Genomic DNA, 18,456 nt, shown 5'->3' with positions numbered 1-18,456 from the left:
ACGGGTGGCCGCCCGGCTCATCGCCCCTGGAACAGGGTGTTCACCGGCTTGGTCGAGTGAGCTGGGAGCCGCCTTCGGCCTCGGCGATCAGGCGGTCCAGCAGGGCGATCAGTACGTCTCGGCTTGATCCGCGCTCGCGCGCGTCGCACAGCAGTACCGGGACGTGGTCCGGCAGTGCCAGGGACTCCCGGATCTCCTCGGGCGGGTACGGGTGCCGCCCGTGGAAGCCGTTGACGCCGACGACGAACGGGATGCCCCGGCGCTCGAAGAAGTCGACCGCGGCGAAGCTCGACTCGGGTCTGCGCACGTCGATCAGCACCACCGCGCCCAGCGCGCCGACGGCCAGGTCGTTCCACATGAACCAGAACCGCTGCTGCCCCGGGGTGCCGAACAGATACAGCACCAGCCGGTCGCTGATGGTGATCCGGCCGAAGTCCAGGGCCACGGTCGTGGCCGCCTTCTCCTCGATGCCGGCGAGGTCGTCGATGCCCAGGCCCGCCTCGGTGAGCCGTTCCTCGGTGCGCAGCGGGGCGATCTCGCTGACCGAACCGACCATCGTGGTCTTGCCGACGCCGAACCCTCCGGCGATCAGGATCTTGACGGTGTCGGGTGCGACGGGCGCCTCGGATGCCGCGGGTGCCGCCCGGGCGGCGGGATCAGAGCCGGCCAAGGCCGTCCCTCACTTTCTGCAGCAGGTCCAGGTCCAGTTCCGGGGTGCGGGCGACGGGGTGCGGCGGACGGGCGGTGATCAGGCCGGCCTCCAGCAGATCGCAGAGCATGATGACGACCACGCTCACCGGGAGGTCCAGCCGCGCGGCCAGCTCCGCCACCGCGAGCGGCCGCGCGCACCGGCGCAGGATCCGCGCCTGCTCGGGCTGCGGCCGGGGAGCCCGCTCCGGCGGCGGGTCCACCGCGGTCACCGTCGTGATGAGGGTGAAGTCGGCGCGGCTGGGCCGGGTCCGTCCGCCGGTCAGGGCGAAGGGCCGTACCAGCCGCCCCGCCGCGTCGCTTCCGCTCACCTCACTCGCCGGTGGCGGTCGTTGGGCCGACATGCGCCCGCGGCGCCGCGCTCAGGTGCTCGCCGATCTTCTTCACCAGCAGGTTCATCTGGTACGCCACCACACCGACGTCCGCCTTCGGTCCCGTCAGCACGACGAGGTGCGCGCCGGGCCCGGCGGAGGTGAGGATCAGATAGCTGTTGGCCATCTCGATGAGCGCCTGGCGCACCGGGCCGCCCCGGAAGTCCATGCTGACGCCCTTGCTGAGGCTCATCAGCCCGGACGCGGTCGCCGCCAGCCGTTCGGCGTCGTCGCGCACGAACCCGGTGGACCTGCTGACGACCAGGCCGTCCTCGGAGAGCACCACGGCGTGGTTCACGTCGGCGACCCGGTCCACGAGTCCGGTGAGCAACTGGTCCAGCTGGGTGTCCGTGGCGGGGGTGGGGCGTGTCATGGCGGTGTCCTTCATGAGCGGTCGGTGTGCGGGGCCGGGGTGCCGGCCGGCGATGGTGGCGTCTGCTCGTCCTCGTCCTCGTCCTCGTCCTCGTCCTTGTTCTCGCCCTCGCCGTCGTTCTCGTCCGCGTCCTCGTCCCGCGCCCGGAACGTTCCGCGCTGGAATCCGGCGAGCGAGGAGGCGGCGCGTTCCGCGGTGAAGTCGTCGAGGTCGTCCTCCACGGCGGGCGCGGCGTCCTCGCGGAGTTCGTCGACCAGGCTGGTCTGCGGCACCCGGCGGGGCAGCGGGGCGAGTCCGTCGGACCGGGGGGCGCCGGCCGCGGCGGGGGCGGTCCGTGCGGCGGTCAGGGGCCGGGCGGTGCGGGAAGGCGGTCCGGCCTTCACCAGCTCGGAGTCCGGCACTTCCGGCACATTCCGTACGTCCTTCGCGTCCGTCTCTCCGTCCTTACCCGCGTCGGCCGGCTCCCGCACCACGACGTCGTGCGGGATCAGCACGATCGCCGTCGTCCCGCCGTACGGCGAGGGGCGCAGGGTGACGGTGATGCCGTGCCGGTGGGCGAGCCGGGAGATGACGAACATGCCGAGCCTCAGGTCGTCCGCCAGCGCCACCACGTCGAACTTCGACGGCCCGGCCAACTGGGCGTTGAGCAAGGCGTAGTCGTCCTCGGACATGCCCAGGCCCCGGTCCTCGACCTCGACGGCCAGACCCTTCGCCACCATCGAGGCCCGCACCCCGACGGGGCTGGGCGCGGGCGAGTACACGGTGGCGTTGTCGATGAGCTCGGCCAGCAGATGGATCACGTCCGCCACCGCGGGCGGGGCGAGGCACACCTCCTCGTCGGTGTGCACCTCCACCCGCCGGTACTCGGCGACCTCGCCGACCGCGCTGCGCAGGATGTCGGCCAGCGCGACCGGTTCGGTCCAGCTGCGCCGCGGCTGCTCGCCGCTGATGATGACGAGGTTCTCCTCGTAGCGGCGCAACTGGCTGGCCGTGGAGTCCAGTTCGTACAGACCCTTGAGGACGTCGGGGTCCTGGTGCTCGCGTTCCAGTGCGTCCAGCTGGCTGAGCTGGAGGTTGACCAGGTTCTGGCTCTGCCGGGCGATGCCCAGGATCACCTTCTGGAAGCCGCGCCGGGTGTCGGCGAGTTCGACGGCGGTCACCACGGCGGTGCGCTGCGCGGTGTTGAACGCCTGGGCCACCTGCCCGAGTTCGTCCGAGCCGTAGTCCAGCGGGGGCGCCGCCAGGTCCACGTCGACCGTCTCGCCCTTCTCCAGCCGCCGGACCACGTCGGGCAGCCGTTCCTCGGCCAGGCCGAGCGTTGCCTGCCGCAGGCCGCGCAGCCGCCGGGACAGGGAACGGGTGATCCGCCAGGACATGCCGGCGCACAGCAGCAGGGCGACCAGTCCGCCCGCGCTCAGGGAGGCCGCCGTCAGCAGCAGGCCGTCGGCCTTGTCGGCGCTGCGGGTGAGCAGTCCGGAGGTCTGCTGCCGGATCAGGACGCCGTACCGGTCGGAGACCGTCTGCAGGGCGGTGGTCCACTGCTTCCGCGCGGCGACGGGCAGGTCGACCCTGCGGGCGTCGCCGGCCGGCCGGGCCGCGAGCACCTTGTCCTCGACGGTCTGCAGGGTCTGCCACTCGGCGCTCTGCAGGATCCGCTCGGTCTGTGCCTTCGTGCTGCCGCGCAGCGAGGGGAGGATCTCGTCCTCGACGATCCAGCGGCGGGTGCTGACCATCTCGGCGAACTCGGTCCATGTCTTCTCATCGACGTACCCGTTCGGCCAGGCCAGGGTGAGCAGCGCGTCCTCCTGGGAGACCAGCTCCGCCGCGTGCTCCAGCGCGACCAGCGGGCCGGCCTGCGAGGTGAGGTCGCCGTCGTCGACCTGGGAGAGCTCCTGGAAGGCGTGGATCTGGTCGTCGATGATCGAGGTGTACTGGTCCAGCGCCTGCTCGGCGGTGATGTCGCGGGGGTCGTCGATCTGACTGCGGTAGTACTCCAGGCTGCCGACCGACCCGACGACCGAGTACAGCCGGTCGGCGATGCGGGCGGGGGCCCGCCGGAGCTGGTCCGAGTGGCCGACGAGCTGGGTGACCGCCGCGTCCGTCTCCTTGCGCGCCCGGTCCAGGGCGGCCCGGGCGCCGGGCTGTGAGGCCAGCCAGGCGGCCGACAGACCGCGTTCCTGTTGCAGCGCGAGCGTGGCGTCGGTGCCCATGGCGCCGGTCGACCTGCTCAGCTCCGTCTGCGAGCGCAGCCGGAGGCCCTCGGAGAACATCTGCGTCGTCGTCAGAGCCCACACGGCGGCGAGAGTGACGCTCGGGACCAGCGCCAGGAGGATGAGGTTGAGACGTATGGATCCGAGGCGGCGGCGCCGGGCACCTGTCCGTCGAGACATGGCCGTCCTTGGGCGATCGGCGGAAAACGGGGGAGGGGGCGGGGCCTGCGGGCGGCCGGTCAGCGGGTTCCGGCCGCGGCGAACCGCTCGACCGAGGCGACATTCGTCTTGGTGACGAACGCGGGACCGGTCAGCACGGGCGCCACGCCGCCGCCGCTCACATTGCCGTTCGTCCTGTACAGCCAGAGGGAGTCCACGGCGAGATAGCCCTGCAGATACGGCTGCTGGTCCACCGCGAACTGCACATCGCCGCTGCGCACGGCCTTGACCAGGTCCTTGTCGAGGTCGAAGGTGGCGACCCGGGCCCGGCTGCCCGCCGCCTTCACCGACGCGACCGCGGCCCGCGCGAACTGCGCGCCCAGCGTGACGACTTCGTCGATGCCGGGGTCCTGTCGCAGGCCGGCCGTGATGGCGGCGTCCACCGCGTCCAGGTCGGTGCCCTCGACGTAGAGCATCTCGGTCTCGCCGTCGAACGTCTTCTTCAGACCGGCGCAGCGCGCCTCCAGGGCGACATTGCCCCGCTCGTGGATGACGCACAGGGCGTGCCGGGCCTTGAGGCCGTCCAGCTTGTCCCCGACGGCCCGGCCCGCGAGGCTCTCGTCCTGGCCGAAATACTGCAGGAGACCGGCCGAACGCCAGTCGTCGATGCCGGAGTTGAGACCGACCACGGGGATCCCCGCCGCCTTCGCCTCGGCGACCGGACCCTTCATCGCCTGCGGCTTGGCCAGGGTCACCGCGATGCCGTCGACCTTGTCGCGGATCGCGTCCCGCACCAGCTCCGCCTGGCCGGCCGGGTCGGAGTCGTTCGCGTACGTCAGCTCGATGCCGTCCTTGGCGGCCGCGGCCCGGGCGCCCTTCTGCACCAGCTGCCAGAAGTCGTCCCCCTTGCCGCCGTGGGTGATCAGTGCGACCTTGATCCCGCCGGAGTCCGCCGCGCCCGCCGCGTCGGCGCCCGAGTCGAGCCGCGCGCCGCCGGAACCTGAACACCCGGCGAGGAGCAGACAGATCGCGGCGACCACGGCGGCCCCACGAACGGATCCGGAGGAAAGCTGAGGTGGGGGAGGAGTGTTCATGGAGGTGGCACCTCGCTGTGCGGCCGAGCAAGTGGAACGTGAAAGTGAGGCCGGATCGCAGCGTACGCCGACCGCTTGAACTTTCACTGGCCTGGAGCCAACCGTGTGTGACCGCCGGTAGTCAAGTGATCGGCCGCTCGCAGTGAGCTCTCGGTGCCGCATTGTGATGGTCCGCTGCCCGCGGGAAGGCCGCGAGCGGGGTCAGCGGGGTTGCGGAACGGGGCGCCGCCCGTCGTCCCGGGCGGCGCCCGACCGCGTCACGGCTTGCGCGCCACCACCCCGTACATCGCGATGTCCGCGTCCCGGATCACCTCGGTACCGGTGCCGTCCGGATGCCACTTGTGGACCTGGACGATCCCCGGCTCGACGAGTTCCAGCCCCGCGAAGAACTCCTCGGCCTCGGCGAGGGTACGCAGCCGCATCGGCATGCCCCGCGCCGCGTACTCGCGGGCGACCCGCCCCACCTCGTCCGGTGCGAACTCGGCGGTGCCGATGGACATCGCCAGGTAGCTGCCGGAGGGCAGCGGGTCGAGGAGACGGCGGACGATCCCCACGGCGTCGTCCTCGTCCATCATGAAGTGGACGATCGCGATGACGGTCAGGGCCACCGGCTGCGTCAGGTCGAGGGTCGCGCGCAGTTCGGGGGCGTCCAGGATGCTCGCCGGATCCCGCATGTCCGCCTCGATGTACGCCGTCCTCCCCTGGGGCGTGCCGTTCAGCAGGCCCTGGGAGAGGGTGAGGACGAGGGGGTCGTTGTCGACGTAGACGACCCGGGCGGCCGGGGACGCCGCCTGGGCGATCTCGTGGATGTTGGGGGAGGTCGGGATGCCGGTGCCGACGTCGAGGAACTGGCGTATCCCCGCCTCCTCGGCGAGATGCCGCACCGCGCGGTTCATGAAGTCGCGGTTGGCCCGCATGTGCACCGGCAGCGCGGGCCACTCCCGGCACATGGCGTCGCCCGCCTCGCGGTCCGCCGGGTAGTGGTCCTTGCCGCCGATGATGTAGTCGTAGATCCGCGCGGAGTGCGCGCTCCCGGTGTCGATGTCTGGCTCCATGCACCTCCCTTCCCATCCTCAACTCACGTCTAATCCAGGGTCTGTCCGGCGGATCAGGTCGCAGGAAATCGGCGGTGCGTGATCGACGCGGGTGAGCGGGGCATGGTGCGTCGAGCTGCAAGGCGGAGGAGGGCGTCGATGCGATGGGAGTCCCCCCGCTCGAGCGAAGTCGAGAGTGGGGGAATCGGCAACCGACGACAACGCCGCAGATCGGCGCCCGCCGCGGAGCGGCTGATGTCACTGCTGCCCCGCGTCTGCGGCATGGTCCGCCGGACAGACCCTAGGCAGCTTGGTCCAGGGCCGCCTTCGCCTCGCGCGCCTCCCTGCGCCGCTGTCGCCGGCTCCGCCGCGGTTCCTGGTCGGGAAGCCAGCCGAAGGCCAGGCAGCTGCCGGCGACTCCCAGCAGGAGGCCGATGAAGAAGCCGCCCAGGTTGGAGGTGACCCAGGTGCCCAGGGACAGAAGGACGCCGGTGATCGAGTAGAAGAGCCGCTGCGCGGGGTTGAAGAGGATCAGCAGGCCGAGCACGAGCATGAGGGTCGGCAGGAGATAGCCGGCCAGGCCCTGCGCGCCGGTGTGCAGCATGACCTTCAGCGACGCCTTCTCGGTGACCAGGATCTCCGCACCGCCCAGGGCGAGCAGCAGCCCGCCCCAGAAGGGACGGGCGGCCCGCCAGCGCCGGAAGGCGGGCCGCATGCCCTGACGTGGCCCCTCGGACATCAGCAGCCCTTGCTGCTGAAGCCGAGCTTCAGGCCCGGCAGCTTGAACACCCCGGCCGTGGTGGCGTAGTTGGTCTGCCGCAGATTGGCGATGCGCACGGTGTCGGCCTGCTGGCTGAACACGCCGATCGGGCCCTTCACACCGGCCTTGGTGAGGGTGCTGGCGTCGTTGCCGATCTCGATGTTGTCGAAGGCGGCGTCGCCGGACAGCTCGGTCGAGTCGGTGGTCAGGTCGGTCGCCTCGACCTTGTCCTTCCCGCCGCCCGCGGTGATCAGCAGGTTGGTGCCGCCCAGGTCGACGCTCTGGCACAGCTTGGTGAGCGTCGCGCTCTTGATCGCGGACGTGATGACCAGCACCTGCCCGCCGGTGTCGCCCTCGTTGGGGCTGCCCGGCGCCATCTGGTCGAGGCCGCCGAACTGCTCGAAGCCGGTGCCGTTGAGCTCGGTGGCGGTGACCGTGAACGCCATGCCGGAGATGGCGAACTGCACACCCAGCGCCCCCTCCGCCGTCAGGATGGCGAGCCCCGCGGCGACCAGGGTGGCCGGCACGGCCATGACGGCGGCGCGGCGAGCCCTCACCCGCCCGCGTCTGGCGGGGAGTTCGGAATCTTCGGGGACTGCTGGTGAGGACGAGGCCATGGTCTGCTCCCGTGGGCATAGTCAATGCGATGGGGGTTCAGTGGCACACGGTGTCCTGGCGCGGACAGCGGAACTGCGCGCCCCGCTCCTCGCAACTCCCGGTGACTGCAAGGGCTTTCTCGGTTACGCGTCAGTAGCCGTCGAGGAAGTTACCGGCGGTTACATTCGAGGGTCAAGCATGTTGCGGGAAAAGAGTGTTGATTGTGTGTCACCTGTGTCCGGCGGCATCAACTCCCGTACAAAACCTTGACGTTGACTGACCCGCAGGTCTAGAACTCTCCCTGGCTCCCCCAGATCCGTGGCGTCGGATCCAGCCGCTTCCCGGACGTTCCGTCCAGTACGGGCATTTCGTTGCCCGAGCGCGTCGAGCGCGCCCCCCCCAGAGCACCGGCACGGCCCCCTTCCCCCCTTGGGCCGTGCCGGTCGCGGAGAAATCCGCCCCCCACCCCCCTCGGAAAGAGGCACCCGCATGCGTACGCGATCCCTCCTCACCCTCACCGCCGCCGTCGCCGCCCTCATCCTCCCCGCGGTCTCGCCCGCCTCGGCCGCCGACGGCACGGTCCTCACCACCGGCGGCCTCGGCGGCACCGCCGTCGCGGTCGGCGAGGTCCTCACCGCGCCGCTGGCCACCGGCACCACCGCCACCCTCTACTCCAGCGCGACCGGCACCAGCGGCCTCTCCTGCGCGTCCTCGCAGTTCACCGCCACCGTCACCGACAACCCGGCCACGCCCGGCACCGCCACCGAGTCGCTCGACGCGCACACCTTCGGCAGCTGCACCGCCAACGTCGTCGGCGTGCTCGGCGTCACCAGCATCACGGTCAACAACCTGCCGTACACCACATCCGTGACCTCCGACGGAACCGTCACGGTCACCCCGGCCAGTGGGTCCGTCATCCAGACCACGGTCGTGCTGCGCACCCTGCTGGGCAGCATCAACTGCGTCTACCAGGCACCCAGCCTGGTCGGCACGGCCGACAACGCCGACAACAGCATCAACTTCACCGCCCAGGAGTTCACGAGGACATCCGGCTCCTCGCTCTGCTTCGCCAACGGCTACTTCACCGCGAAGTACGCCCCGGTGACCGCCGGAGACGCCCCGGTATTCGTCAACTGACCGATCCAGTAAGGGAGTTCAAGCGGCGGTCAGCGTCGACGCAGCCGTACCGCCACGGCGGCGCCCCCGGTGAGAACCAGCACCGCGGCGGCGCCGCCCGCCAGCATCGGCGCGGACGGGCCCGAGCCGGAGCCCCCGGTGGCGGCCACCGGCGTGCTGTCGGGGGCGGCGCCGGCCTCGGCGTCGGTGCCGGCCGGACCGCTCGCCGTGGCGGACGGACTGGCCTGCGCGGTGCTCTTCTTGACGGGAGCCGGGGAGGCCGAGGGACTCGCGCTCGTACGCTCCCGCTCGCCGTCCGCCGTGGCCGACGCGGATCCCGCCCCGGCCGGCTCCGCGCTCTTCGCCGCCGGGAAGACGACGTCCGAGCACGAGTAGTAGGTGTCCGGCGTGCTGCTGTTCTGCCAGACCGTGTACAGCACCTGCCGTCCCGTCCGGTCGGCCGGCAGCTTCGCCCTGATCCGGTACGCGCCGTCCGTCAGCGCCGGGTCCGTCACCTCCGCGAACGGCCGCTCCGGCAGGTCGTCCCAGGTCAACGGCTTCGTCGGGTCGTAGCCCGGCTTCGTCAGATAGAGCCGGAACGTGCCCGTGTGCGGGATCGTCGAGACGTACCGCATGGTCAGCGTCCCGCCCGGAGCCAGCCGGGTCGACGGCCAGTCGGAGCGGGCGAGGTCGAGTCCCCGGTAGGCGGGCAGGCCGCCGCTGCACAGTTCCCCGTCGGGGATCGTCTGCCGGTCCCGGCCGTTCACGTTCGCGACGCGCAGGTTGTCCCAGGCCGTGAAGGGCGCCCCGTTGGCGGCGACGGCCGCCCGGCAGGCCGCCGACCCGGACGGGCTGCCGCCGTCGGGGGAGCAGGCGAAGACCCGGCTGACCGGATCCGTCGGCGCGCCGTGCGCCTGTGCGGGCGCCGCCGCCCACACGCCCAGCAGCAGGGAGCTCATGACGGAGGCCGCCAGGGCGGCGGTGCGGTGTGCGGTGGTCCGGGGCATCCGGAACGTCTCCTCGGGCGGAACGGGAACGACCTGCGCGCGTGCGGTGAACGGTGTGCTCCCGTCCAGTACGGGAAACCGGCCCGGCGCGTTCAGGGGGCCAACCGGCGTAAAACAGACCGTTCCCGGTCAACCGTCCGGTGTCGAGGGTGGGATCGCGGCCGGATCAAGGGTTTCCCCTGTATCCCGATGACCTTCCCTTTGCCTATCGTTCGACCACTGCCGACCCACAGGTAACCCCGGACGGGCCGGCACCCGCGCCAGGCCGGCCCCTGCGCGCCCCTCTTCGCGTCACCCCCCACCCGGCTTCATCCCGCCCGGCTTCACCCCCCGCCGCTTCATCGCCGAAGCGATTCGACCGCCGCTCCGCGCTGCCCGGAGCACGGCCACGAAAGGCAAGCCCTTGCGAACCTCCCTCTCCTCCAGACGGAAGCTGATATCCGCCGCCGCGGTCTCCGCCGCCCTGCTGACGGCCGCCACCACCACGGTCGCCGTCGCCCAGGAACCCGCCGCCCAGGAGTCGGCCGTCCCGGCCGCGCTGACCGAGGCCGCCCCCGGCACCCCGGCCGAGCGCCTCATCGTCGGCTACAAGTCCGGCGCCGCGGAGGCCAAGTCGAACCCGGCCGCCGAGGCGGACGCCGTGGCCAAGGGCAAGGAGGCCGGCGAGGACCTCGACTTCCAGCGCCGCCTCGGCACCGGTGCCGCCCTGGTCGACCTGGGTGCCGACCTCACCGGGGCCGATGTCGCCGACGTCGTCGCCGAGTTCAAGGCCGACCCGCAGGTCGCCTACGTCGTACCGGACCGCCTGAACACCGCGAAGGCCGACCCGAACGACACCGAGTACGCCAAGCAGTGGGACCTGTTCGAGTCCACGGCCGGCATGAACGTGCCGGGCGCCTGGACCACCTCGACCGGCACCGGTGTCACCGTCGCCGTCATCGACACCGGCTACGTCGCCCACACCGACCTCGCCGCGAACATCGTGGCCGGCTACGACTTCATCGCCGACACCGCCGTCTCGGTGGACGGCAACGGCCGCGACAGCAACCCGGCCGACCCGGGCGACTACTACGCGGCCAACGAGTGCGGTTCCGGCATCCCGGCCAGCAGCTCCTCCTGGCACGGCACGCATGTCGCCGGCACCATCGCCGCCGTCACGAACAACAGCAAGGGCGTCGCGGGCATCGCGTACGGCGCGAAGATCTCCCCGGTGCGCGTGCTCGGCAAGTGCGGCGGCTACGACTCCGACATCATCGACGCCATCACCTGGGCGTCCGGCGGCACCGTCTCCGGCGTGCCCGCCAACACCAACGTCGCCAAGGTCATCAACATGAGCCTGGGCGGCGACGGTGCCTGCACCTCCGCGACCCAGAGCGCCATCAACGCCGCCGTGGGCCGCGGTACGACCATCGCCGTCGCCGCGGGCAACGACAACGAGAACGTGTCGGGCCACTCGCCGGGCAACTGCGCCAACATCATCTCGGTCGCCGCGACCAACCGCACCGGCGCCAAGGCCTCCTACTCCAACTACGGCTCCCTCGTGGACATCTCCGCGCCCGGCGGCCAGACCAGCACCGGCACCGCCAACGGCATCCTGTCCACCCTCAACTCGGGTGCGAGCACGCCGTCCACGGAGTCGTACGCCTACTACCAGGGCACCAGCATGGCCACCCCGCACATCGCGGGCCTGGTCGCGCTGCTGAAGTCGGCGAACTCCTCGCTGACCCCGGCGCAGATCGAGACGGCCATCAAGAACAACGCCCGTGCCCTGCCGGGCGCCTGCTCGGGCGGCTGCGGCGCGGGTCTCGCGGACGCGGCCAAGACCGTGGCGGCCGTCAGCGGCGGTACGAGCACGGGGACGACCTTCTCCAGCACCACCGCCGTCTCCATCCCGGACAACGGCTCGGCGGTCGAGTCCTCCATCGCGGTCAGCGGCCGCACCGGCAGCGCGCCCTCGGCCCTCCCGGTCGCTGTCGACATCACCCACACCTACCGCGGTGACCTGGTCCTCGACCTGATCGCGCCGGACGGTACGGCCTACCGCCTGAAGGCCGCGAGCTCCTCGGACTCCGCGGACAACGTCAACACCACCTACACGGTGAACGCGTCCTCCGAGACGGCCAACGGCACCTGGAAGCTGCGCGTCCAGGACACGGCCGCGCAGGACACCGGCACCATCAACGGCTGGAAGCTCACCTTCTGAGCAGTCGGGTGTGACAGGCGGGCGGGCCGGCCGGTGCTGATGGGGCACCGGCTGGCCCGCCGTCCGTCATATACACCGTGCGCATGCTGCGCATGATGCGCATCATGCGCGGAACGCGGTCAGGTGGTCGGCCGCCCAGTCCCGGTAGGCGCGGGCCGGCCGGCCGAGCACCTCGGCGACCGTCGGTTCCACCCGCGCCTTCGTCCCCTCCCGCCCGCGCGCGGAACTCTCCACCAGCGCATGGGCCACCTCGGCGGGGTAGCGCTCCAGCAGCCGTTCCAGTGCCTGATCCTCCGCCAATTCGGCGAACACCAGAGGCCGTTCGAGCAGCTCCGCCAGAATCTCCGTCTGCCGTACGGGACTCACGGCCTCGGGCCCGGTGAGCGGGTGCGCCCGGCCCGCGTGCCCCTCGCTGTCCGTCAGCGCCCGCGCCGCCACGTCCGCGATGTCCCGCGGATCCACCGCCGCGACCTCCGTGTCGCCGTGCAGGGCACGCACCACGCCCGCCTCCCGGACCGAGCGGGCCCAGCTCAGGGTGTTGGACATGAAGGTCCGGGGCCGCAGCAGCGTCCACGCGAGGCCCGAGGCGCACAGCAGCCGTTCGTTCTCCCGCTGCCACTCGGTGACCAGATCGGTGGCGTCGGGCTCGGTCACCGACAGGGTCGTCAGCTTCACCACATGACGGACTCCCGCGGTGCGGGCGGCCGTCAGGAAGTTCTCGTCGTGGGCGTGCGTCAGCGGGTCCGCGGTGACGAGCAGGGCGGACCGTACACCGGTCAGGGCCCGCAGCAGGCTGCCGGGATCCTCGAAGTCCCCGCCCACGACCTCGGTGTGCGGGCCCGCGAGGCCGGCGGCGCGCCGCGGGTCGCGGGTCAGCAGCCGCAAAGGCTCGGTGCCGCACAGCCGCCGGGCCACGTGCCGGCCGACCGTGCCGGTCGCCCCGGTCAGCAGGATCACGAGGCCGCCACCTCCAGCGATTCCAGGACCCGGGCGCCGCGGTCGGCCCTGCTGTCGAGGGCGATCAGCACTCCCGGCACCGCGATGCTGGGCAGGATGTGCGCCCACAGCACGGACAGCCGGTGGCCGAGATCGGCCCGGTTGGTCAGCGCCCGTGACATCAGCTGGATGCCGGTGAACGAGCCGACCAGCAGGTCCACCGTCTCCCGCGGGTTCGCCGTCGGCAGCAACTCGCCCTGCGTACGAGCCTGTTCCAGGAGGGCCGTCAGCCGGTGCGCCCACTGCCGGAACGGCTCGCCGTGATCCACACCGGAGGGCGTCTCCTGGTCCACCGCCAGTCGTACGCTGCCCCGCAGCAGGGAGTTGCTCAGCAGCCGCTGCCCCACCACGAACGTCATGTCGATGATCTCCTGCAACTTGCAGGGCTGCGGCGGCACGGCCCCGAACGGCACCTGCTCGTTCAGCACCGCCTGGGCGAGGGACTCCTTGGAAGGGAAATGAAAGTACAGGGCGCCCTTGGTGACCTCGGCCCGCTCCAGGACCATGGAAATGGTCGTGGACGTATAACCGTGCTCGTCGAAGACCGCGCCCGCCGCTTCCAGGATCGCTCTGCGCGTCCTGATGGCGCGCTCCTGTTGTGCCATAAGAGCCCCTCCACTGCGCCGAGTTGAACAAGTCGGCGACCGTGTGCCGCAGTGACCCCGATCATAGGACGCCGCGGACTGATCTCATTGAAAACAAACCGGTCGGCTCGTACTCTAACGCTCACCGGAGTGGACATCTCACTGTCCGCCATGGCCTTCGGGGGATCCGTAGGGAGAGACATGCCTCAACCTCGGCACCTTGCCGAAACTCCGTCCATGACGGCGACCGTTCCCTGTCAACTCGTGCACCGTGCGGCGGTGGCGGAGACGTTCCTCACCGGCTGGAGCCGGACCGCGGCCGACCGATTCTCCGTGTCGGCGCAGTGGCCGCGCACGCACGGATTACACGTGTCGGCGGACCGGTCCGCGTACGAACCGCTGCTCGTCGTGGAGACCGTGCGGCAGAGCGGAACACTGATTGCGCACACCGAGTACGAGGTGCCGATGGGCCACCACTTCGTGCTCCAGGAGTTCGAAGTCGACACCTTTCCCCAGCACTTGGCGGTGGGCGCGGTGCCGGCCGAACCGGTCGTAGAGGTCGCCTTCACCGAGGTCCAGTACCGGGGCCGCCGCCCGGTGGCAGCCCGCTACACGGCGGACGTCCTGCGCGGCGGCGACCGTGTCGCGACCGCGCGCGTGGCGTTCTCCTGCACCGGAGACTCCGTCTACCGGCGGCTGCGCGGCGGCCGTACACCCGCCACCGTGTCGCCCGTGCCGGTCCCGTCCCCGCTGCCGCCCGCCGCTGTCGGCCGTGCGCTGCCCGAGGACGTCGTCCTCGCCCCGGCCGACCGGCCGGACCGCTGGCAGCTGCGAGTAGATACCGCACATCCCGTTTTCTTCGACCACCCGCTCGACCATGTGCCCGGCATGCTGCTCCTAGAGGCCGCCCGCCAGGCGGTATGGGCCCGAAGTCCCGGCGCCGGGCTGCCCGTTTCGTTCCGCATCGCCTTCCATCGGTACGCCGAACTGGATGAACCCACCTGGATAGAGGTTTCGGAAGGAAGCGACGGCACCGTACAAGTGCTGGGCATACAGGGGGAATCGGCGGTCTTCGCATGCGCCGTCGGCACCGCCGCGTGGTGAGCTATCGTGGGGGTGAGACCAAGAAACAAACGGCGTGACCCGTTCTTTCCCGCACCAGGAGTGTCCCGTCGATGCCGAGGCAGTTACGCGCTGAGCAGACCCGCGCGACGATCATCACGGCCGCAGCCGACCTGTTCGACCGGCAGGGCTACGAATCGACCAGCCTGAGCGACATCGTCGAGCACGCCCAGGTCACCAAGGGCGCCCTCTACTTCCACTTCGCGGCGAAGGACGACCTGGCCCACGCGATCATGGAGCTCCAGTCGCGTGCCTCGCGGGGGCTGGCGCACGAGATGGACGCCCGTAGCTCCTCCTCCCTCGAAGCCCTGATGCGCCTCACCTTCGGCATCGCGCACCTGTCCGTCGAGGACCCCATCCCCCGGGCCGGCCTCCGGCTCGCCACCGGGGGAGTGGAGGTACGCGCCCCGCTGCGGCACCCCTTCACCGAGTGGCTGGACATCGCCTCCCGCAAACTCCTCGGCGCCGTCAAGGAGTCCGACCTCCACCCCGACACCGACATCGACGCCGCCGCCCACTCCCTCGTCTGCTCCTTCGTGGGCACCCGCGTCGTCAGCCGCCACCTCGAACCCGTGACCCGCCAGCCCCGCAGACTCGCCGAGATGTGGCACCTCCTGATCCGAGGCCTGGTTCCGGTACCGCGCCGCGCCCGCTATCTGACGCTGGTCGCGCAGTTGGAGCGGGAGATCAGGGCGGGGTGAAGGACCGGGGGCGACGGAAGCCCCACAGGTGCCGGGCCTTGGGCTTGGGCTCGCGGGGTTTTTGGGCGCGCGTGCGCCCGCGGGGCTCTCGGCTCACCCGCCGGGGGGTTTTGGGCGCGTGTGCGTCCGTCCGGCTCTCGGCTTGTCCGCCGCCGGGTTTTGGGCGTGCGTCTGTCGGGCTCTCGGCGTGTGCCTGCAGGGTTTTGGGCGTGTGTCCGTCGGGCTCTCGGCTTGTCCGCCGCCGGGTTTTGGGCGTGCGCCTGCCGGGTTTTGGGCGTGCGTCCGTCGGGCTCTCGGCTTGCCCGCCGCGGGGTTTTGGGCGTGCGTGTGTCGGGCTCTCGGCTTGCCCGCCGCCACGCTCCCCGGCTCGCGCCCGCCACGCTCCCCGGCTCCCGCCCACCGCGGCCCCGTCCGACCTGCGCGATACCGTGAGCCGTATGCCCGACATCCCGCCCGTGCCCGTGATCCTCGGCAACGAACCCGGTGCCTTTCCGCGCAGTGTGCTCGCCGAGCGGCATCCCGCCATCATCCGGCAGGTGCGTGAAGCCTTTCCGTACGGTCCTGAGCAGCACCGTGTTCTCGACGAGCTGCTCGTGAGCTGTACGGAGGGTGTCGTCGAACCGCTCCCCGCCGACGCGCACGACCTTGACCGGTGGAAGAGCTGGGGCATCGACGGGTACGTCGGCCGCTCCTGGTTCGACGTGCCGTGGCTGTGGTCCGAGAGCTACTTCTACCGTCGGCTCCTCGAAGCCGTCGGCTACTTCGGCTCCGGCGCCTGGCAGGGCATCGACCCCTTCCGACCCTTCAAGCTCGCCGAGCTCCACTCCCGGGAGACCGACGAGGAACTGGCGGCCCTCGACGACCTCGCCGACCGGCCCGAGGACGAGCAGGCCACCGCCCTGCTGCACGGCTCGCTGTGGGGCAACCGTGCCGACCTCGGCTTCCGCCTCTCCGACGCCGAGGCGGAGGACCGGGCCGCCGTCCCGGGCCTGGTCGCCGACGACAGCGGCACCCTCTGGTCGTTGCTCACGGGCGACGGAGCGCTGTGTCTGATCGCCGACAACGCCGGTCGCGAGCTGATCCCCGACCTGCTGCTCATCGCCCACCTCCTCGCCCACGGCCGTGTCGAGCGGGCGGTCCTGCACGTCAAGCCGTACCCCTACTACGTCTCCGACGCCACGACCGCCGACGTCGTCGACGCCCTGCGCCGCCTCACGGACGCGCCGGGCCGGGCCGCCGAGTACGGGCGCCGCCTCTGGGCCGCCATGGCCGACGGCCGCCTCACCGTCCGCGCCCACCCCTTCTCCTGCGCCCCGCTGCCGTACGCGGACATGCCCGACGACCTCCGCACCGAGCTCGCCGGGGCGACCCTGACCGTGGTGAAGGGCGACCTCAACTACCGCCGTCTGGTGGGAGACCGGATGTGGCCCCCGACGACCCCCTTCGCCGAGGTCACCGCTCACTTCCCCGGCCGGGTCGCCGCCCTGCGCACCCTGAAGTCCGACGTGGTCACCGGCCTCGACGCGGACACGGAGGCCGCGCTGGTCGCCGCCGAGGGGCAGCGCTGGCGTACCGGCGGGACCCATGCGCTGATCCAGGTCAGGCCGTGAGGAGCGTTATGCTGCCGAGTTGTACCGGTGGGCTGCCCTACGTCCCGCCGACGGGCAGCGAAAGAGGACGTCATTGACCGTTCCTAACGACTGAGTGGTAGTGCGTCCTGTCGCCAGGGCTGCTGCTCAGCCGGGTGTCCCGAGCGGTGTTGGGCACCCTGGTCGCCCGCTTTCGCTCCACTACCGGGCGGCGCGCATCGTGTGCGCGGTCCGGGAATGTGGGGGCGGGTTTCCTCACGCCGTCGGATCTCCGGTCGGGCCTGGGCGGTCCGATGCCCACCACGATCACTCTGGTCGGGGTGGGGCGGTGCCGTCCGTCGCCTGATCGGATGTCCGAGGGCGCGTCGCCCGACCGCGATGCTTGCCGCATCGTGTCGGGACGTCTTGCGTCGTGGGGTGGTCAGGGGTTTCTGCCAGTGCTGGGCGCCCCATCGGCTGGTGTAGGCAGGGTCGACCGCGACGACGGCGATGTTCTGTTCGGCGGCCATCGATACCAGCCGGGCGCGGAGTTTCGCGGTGGGGAAGCGGGAGATGAGGCGGCGGAAGCGTTTGTTGCGGCCGTGCTTCTCCCGGCTGGTGCCGTCGGTGAAGGCGAGGTCCTCGATGGCGATCGCGCCAGCCCCGCAGCGGCGGGTGTGGTGCAGCAGCCGGGTCAGCGCGTGCCGGATCTGCGCATCCCGGTGCTCGGTACTGCCGGTGAGGTCGTAGAAGAACCGTTGTGGTTCGCCGACCGGGTTGCCGTGCACGTCCAACTGCCAGGCGGCGAGGTGGTCGTCGTTCATGTCCACCCCCACCACCCCCCGCGCCAGCGCCGCCTCCAGCGGCAGTACGGGGGCGGCGGCGCGCTGCCAGGACGCGGTGACATACCAGCGGCCGCGCGCCACATCGTGGTGGATGCGGTAGGCCACCGCCCGGTTCGCGGTGACCCGGTCACGCCACTCCGCACCCCGGTGCCGGAACGCTACCGTCGCGTCGAGGACGTAACGGCCGTGCGCTGCGTTGGCCAGGTGGGCCAGCGGGGCGGGAAGCTTGACCGAGACCTGGCCGGTGTCGGTGACGCGGATCGTCTCGTTGCCGAACCGCTTGCCGGACTCCCCGTCAGCGGTAAGGAACATCCGCTCCGCCCGCCACCGCTCCCGCCACGCCTGCTCGCTCAGCCCGGCCGCCTCAAGGTGGTGGCGAGCGTTCGCGAGGCGTTTACCGCCGCGCACCACATGCACCCGGCCCGCCGCCCGGTCCGCCTCCACCACCGCGAGGCGGTCCTTGAGGGTGTGCAGGCGGCGGGACTTGGCATGCCACTCACCACGCGAGGCATAGCCGCGCGCCAGGCCTGCCCACTTGTCGGCCCTGGCACCCAGCGGCCGTGCGAGCCGCGCCTCGATGGAGGCGATCTGCCGACGCAGCCAGGTCAGGTGGGCGGCCTGGCCGCGCCGGGCCAGCGCCCACTGGTCATGGGTGGCCTTGGTGATGCTGCCCGCCCAGCGCGCCGACGACCTCCCGGTCAGCTCCCGCTTGCGCACCGCCCACCCGGCCGCATCATGCACCAACCCCTGCCGGGAGCGCTCCGCGAGATCCGCCGCGGCCAGCGACCCCAGGACCATCCCGACCTCGGCGAGGACCGCCGCGTCCGACTCCGACACCCGCAGCCGGTCCCGGATCGCCACCCCCGCCGGACCGGGCACCACGAACGACATCGCCACCTCCCGCAAACCACCCACCCCTCCACCCCCGCCCGGCCGCAGATCCCCATCATCGCAGTCAACGAGCAGCCTCCATAAAGGTCACCCATTCGACCCGGGAACTCCCGTTCC

17 protein-coding genes are annotated in these 18,456 nt (G+C 71.4%); 5 read left to right on the top strand and 12 right to left on the bottom strand.

Going from position 1 to position 18,456, the window contains the following annotated elements:
* Positions 1-40: 40 nt before the first annotated feature.
* The 8 genes from OG252_RS13680 to OG252_RS13645 form a co-directional block, all read right to left on the bottom strand.
* Positions 41-670, bottom strand: coding sequence for a GTP-binding protein (locus tag OG252_RS13680; RefSeq protein WP_329336272.1), 630 nt, complete (start codon positions 668-670; stop codon positions 41-43).
* Positions 657-1,019, bottom strand: a complete 363-nt coding sequence (locus OG252_RS13675) for a DUF742 domain-containing protein (protein ID WP_266432314.1) — start codon at positions 1,017-1,019, stop codon at positions 657-659. The genes OG252_RS13680 and OG252_RS13675 overlap by 14 nt, the downstream gene beginning before the upstream one ends.
* Position 1,020: 1 nt before the next feature.
* Positions 1,021-1,452, bottom strand: a complete 432-nt coding sequence (locus OG252_RS13670) for a roadblock/LC7 domain-containing protein (protein ID WP_266432313.1) — start codon at positions 1,450-1,452, stop codon at positions 1,021-1,023.
* Positions 1,453-1,463: 11 nt separating this feature from the next.
* The gene (locus OG252_RS13665) at positions 1,464-3,842 is read right to left on the bottom strand and encodes a sensor histidine kinase (RefSeq protein WP_329336269.1); all 2,379 of its coding nucleotides are present in this window, start codon (positions 3,840-3,842) and stop codon (positions 1,464-1,466) included.
* Between the two features lie 59 nt (positions 3,843-3,901).
* Complete coding sequence (locus OG252_RS13660; protein WP_329336267.1) at positions 3,902-4,915, bottom strand: substrate-binding domain-containing protein; 1,014 nt, start codon at positions 4,913-4,915, stop codon at positions 3,902-3,904.
* Positions 4,916-5,172: 257 nt separating this feature from the next.
* On the bottom strand, positions 5,173-5,970 hold the full coding sequence (locus tag OG252_RS13655; protein WP_329336265.1) for an SAM-dependent methyltransferase: 798 nt from the start codon (positions 5,968-5,970) through the stop codon (positions 5,173-5,175).
* Positions 5,971-6,250: 280 nt separating this feature from the next.
* Entirely contained in the window at positions 6,251-6,688 is a 438-nt protein-coding gene (locus OG252_RS13650) for a DUF6114 domain-containing protein (RefSeq protein ID WP_329336263.1), read from the bottom strand.
* On the bottom strand, positions 6,688-7,326 hold the full coding sequence (locus tag OG252_RS13645) for a DUF6230 family protein (RefSeq protein ID WP_266432307.1): 639 nt from the start codon (positions 7,324-7,326) through the stop codon (positions 6,688-6,690). Before OG252_RS13645 ends, OG252_RS13650 begins: the two co-directional genes overlap by 1 nt.
* 469 nt (positions 7,327-7,795) lie before the next feature.
* Between OG252_RS13645 and OG252_RS13640 the strand changes: the two genes are divergently transcribed.
* The gene (locus OG252_RS13640) at positions 7,796-8,443 is read left to right on the top strand and encodes a Tat pathway signal sequence domain protein (protein ID WP_266432305.1); all 648 of its coding nucleotides are present in this window, start codon (positions 7,796-7,798) and stop codon (positions 8,441-8,443) included.
* Positions 8,444-8,472: 29 nt separating this feature from the next.
* Here OG252_RS13640 and OG252_RS13635 read toward each other — a convergent pair whose 3' ends face one another.
* The gene (locus OG252_RS13635) at positions 8,473-9,429 is read right to left on the bottom strand and encodes a lytic polysaccharide monooxygenase (protein WP_329336260.1); all 957 of its coding nucleotides are present in this window, start codon (positions 9,427-9,429) and stop codon (positions 8,473-8,475) included.
* A 403-nt stretch (positions 9,430-9,832) separates the two neighbouring features.
* Between OG252_RS13635 and OG252_RS13630 the strand changes: the two genes are divergently transcribed.
* Positions 9,833-11,632, top strand: coding sequence for a S8 family peptidase (locus OG252_RS13630; RefSeq protein WP_329336259.1), 1,800 nt, complete (start codon positions 9,833-9,835; stop codon positions 11,630-11,632).
* A gap of 102 nt (positions 11,633-11,734) precedes the next feature.
* Here OG252_RS13630 and OG252_RS13625 read toward each other — a convergent pair whose 3' ends face one another.
* Both OG252_RS13625 and OG252_RS13620 read right to left on the bottom strand, forming a co-directional pair.
* Positions 11,735-12,589: an NAD(P)H-binding protein gene (locus OG252_RS13625; RefSeq protein ID WP_329336257.1), complete on the bottom strand. Its 855-nt coding sequence runs from the start codon at positions 12,587-12,589 to the stop codon at positions 11,735-11,737.
* Complete coding sequence (locus OG252_RS13620; protein WP_266432297.1) at positions 12,586-13,233, bottom strand: ScbR family autoregulator-binding transcription factor; 648 nt, start codon at positions 13,231-13,233, stop codon at positions 12,586-12,588. The genes OG252_RS13625 and OG252_RS13620 overlap by 4 nt, the downstream gene beginning before the upstream one ends.
* A gap of 216 nt (positions 13,234-13,449) precedes the next feature.
* On the opposite strand from OG252_RS13620, the gene OG252_RS13615 reads away from it, so the two are divergent.
* The 3 genes from OG252_RS13615 (at position 13,450) to OG252_RS13605 (ending at position 16,645) form a co-directional block, all read left to right on the top strand.
* Complete coding sequence (locus OG252_RS13615; RefSeq protein WP_266432295.1) at positions 13,450-14,316, top strand: ScbA/BarX family gamma-butyrolactone biosynthesis protein; 867 nt, start codon at positions 13,450-13,452, stop codon at positions 14,314-14,316.
* 71 nt (positions 14,317-14,387) lie between these two features.
* Positions 14,388-15,035 (top strand): ScbR family autoregulator-binding transcription factor, encoded by a 648-nt coding sequence (locus OG252_RS13610; RefSeq protein WP_329336253.1) that lies wholly within the window; start codon positions 14,388-14,390, stop codon positions 15,033-15,035.
* A 437-nt stretch (positions 15,036-15,472) separates the two neighbouring features.
* Positions 15,473-16,645 (top strand): damage-control phosphatase ARMT1 family protein, encoded by a 1,173-nt coding sequence (locus OG252_RS13605; RefSeq protein WP_329336251.1) that lies wholly within the window; start codon positions 15,473-15,475, stop codon positions 16,643-16,645.
* A gap of 83 nt (positions 16,646-16,728) precedes the next feature.
* On the opposite strand, the gene OG252_RS13600 is transcribed toward OG252_RS13605, so the two are convergent.
* On the bottom strand, positions 16,729-18,339 hold the full coding sequence (locus OG252_RS13600; RefSeq protein ID WP_329336249.1) for a transposase: 1,611 nt from the start codon (positions 18,337-18,339) through the stop codon (positions 16,729-16,731).
* Positions 18,340-18,456: the final 117 nt, after the last annotated feature.

This window comes from Streptomyces sp. NBC_01352 (assembly GCF_036237295.1).
GTDB classification, from domain to species: Bacteria; Actinomycetota; Actinomycetes; order Streptomycetales; family Streptomycetaceae; genus Streptomyces; species Streptomyces plumbiresistens.
This window is presented reverse-complemented; position numbering and strand designations above follow the sequence as displayed.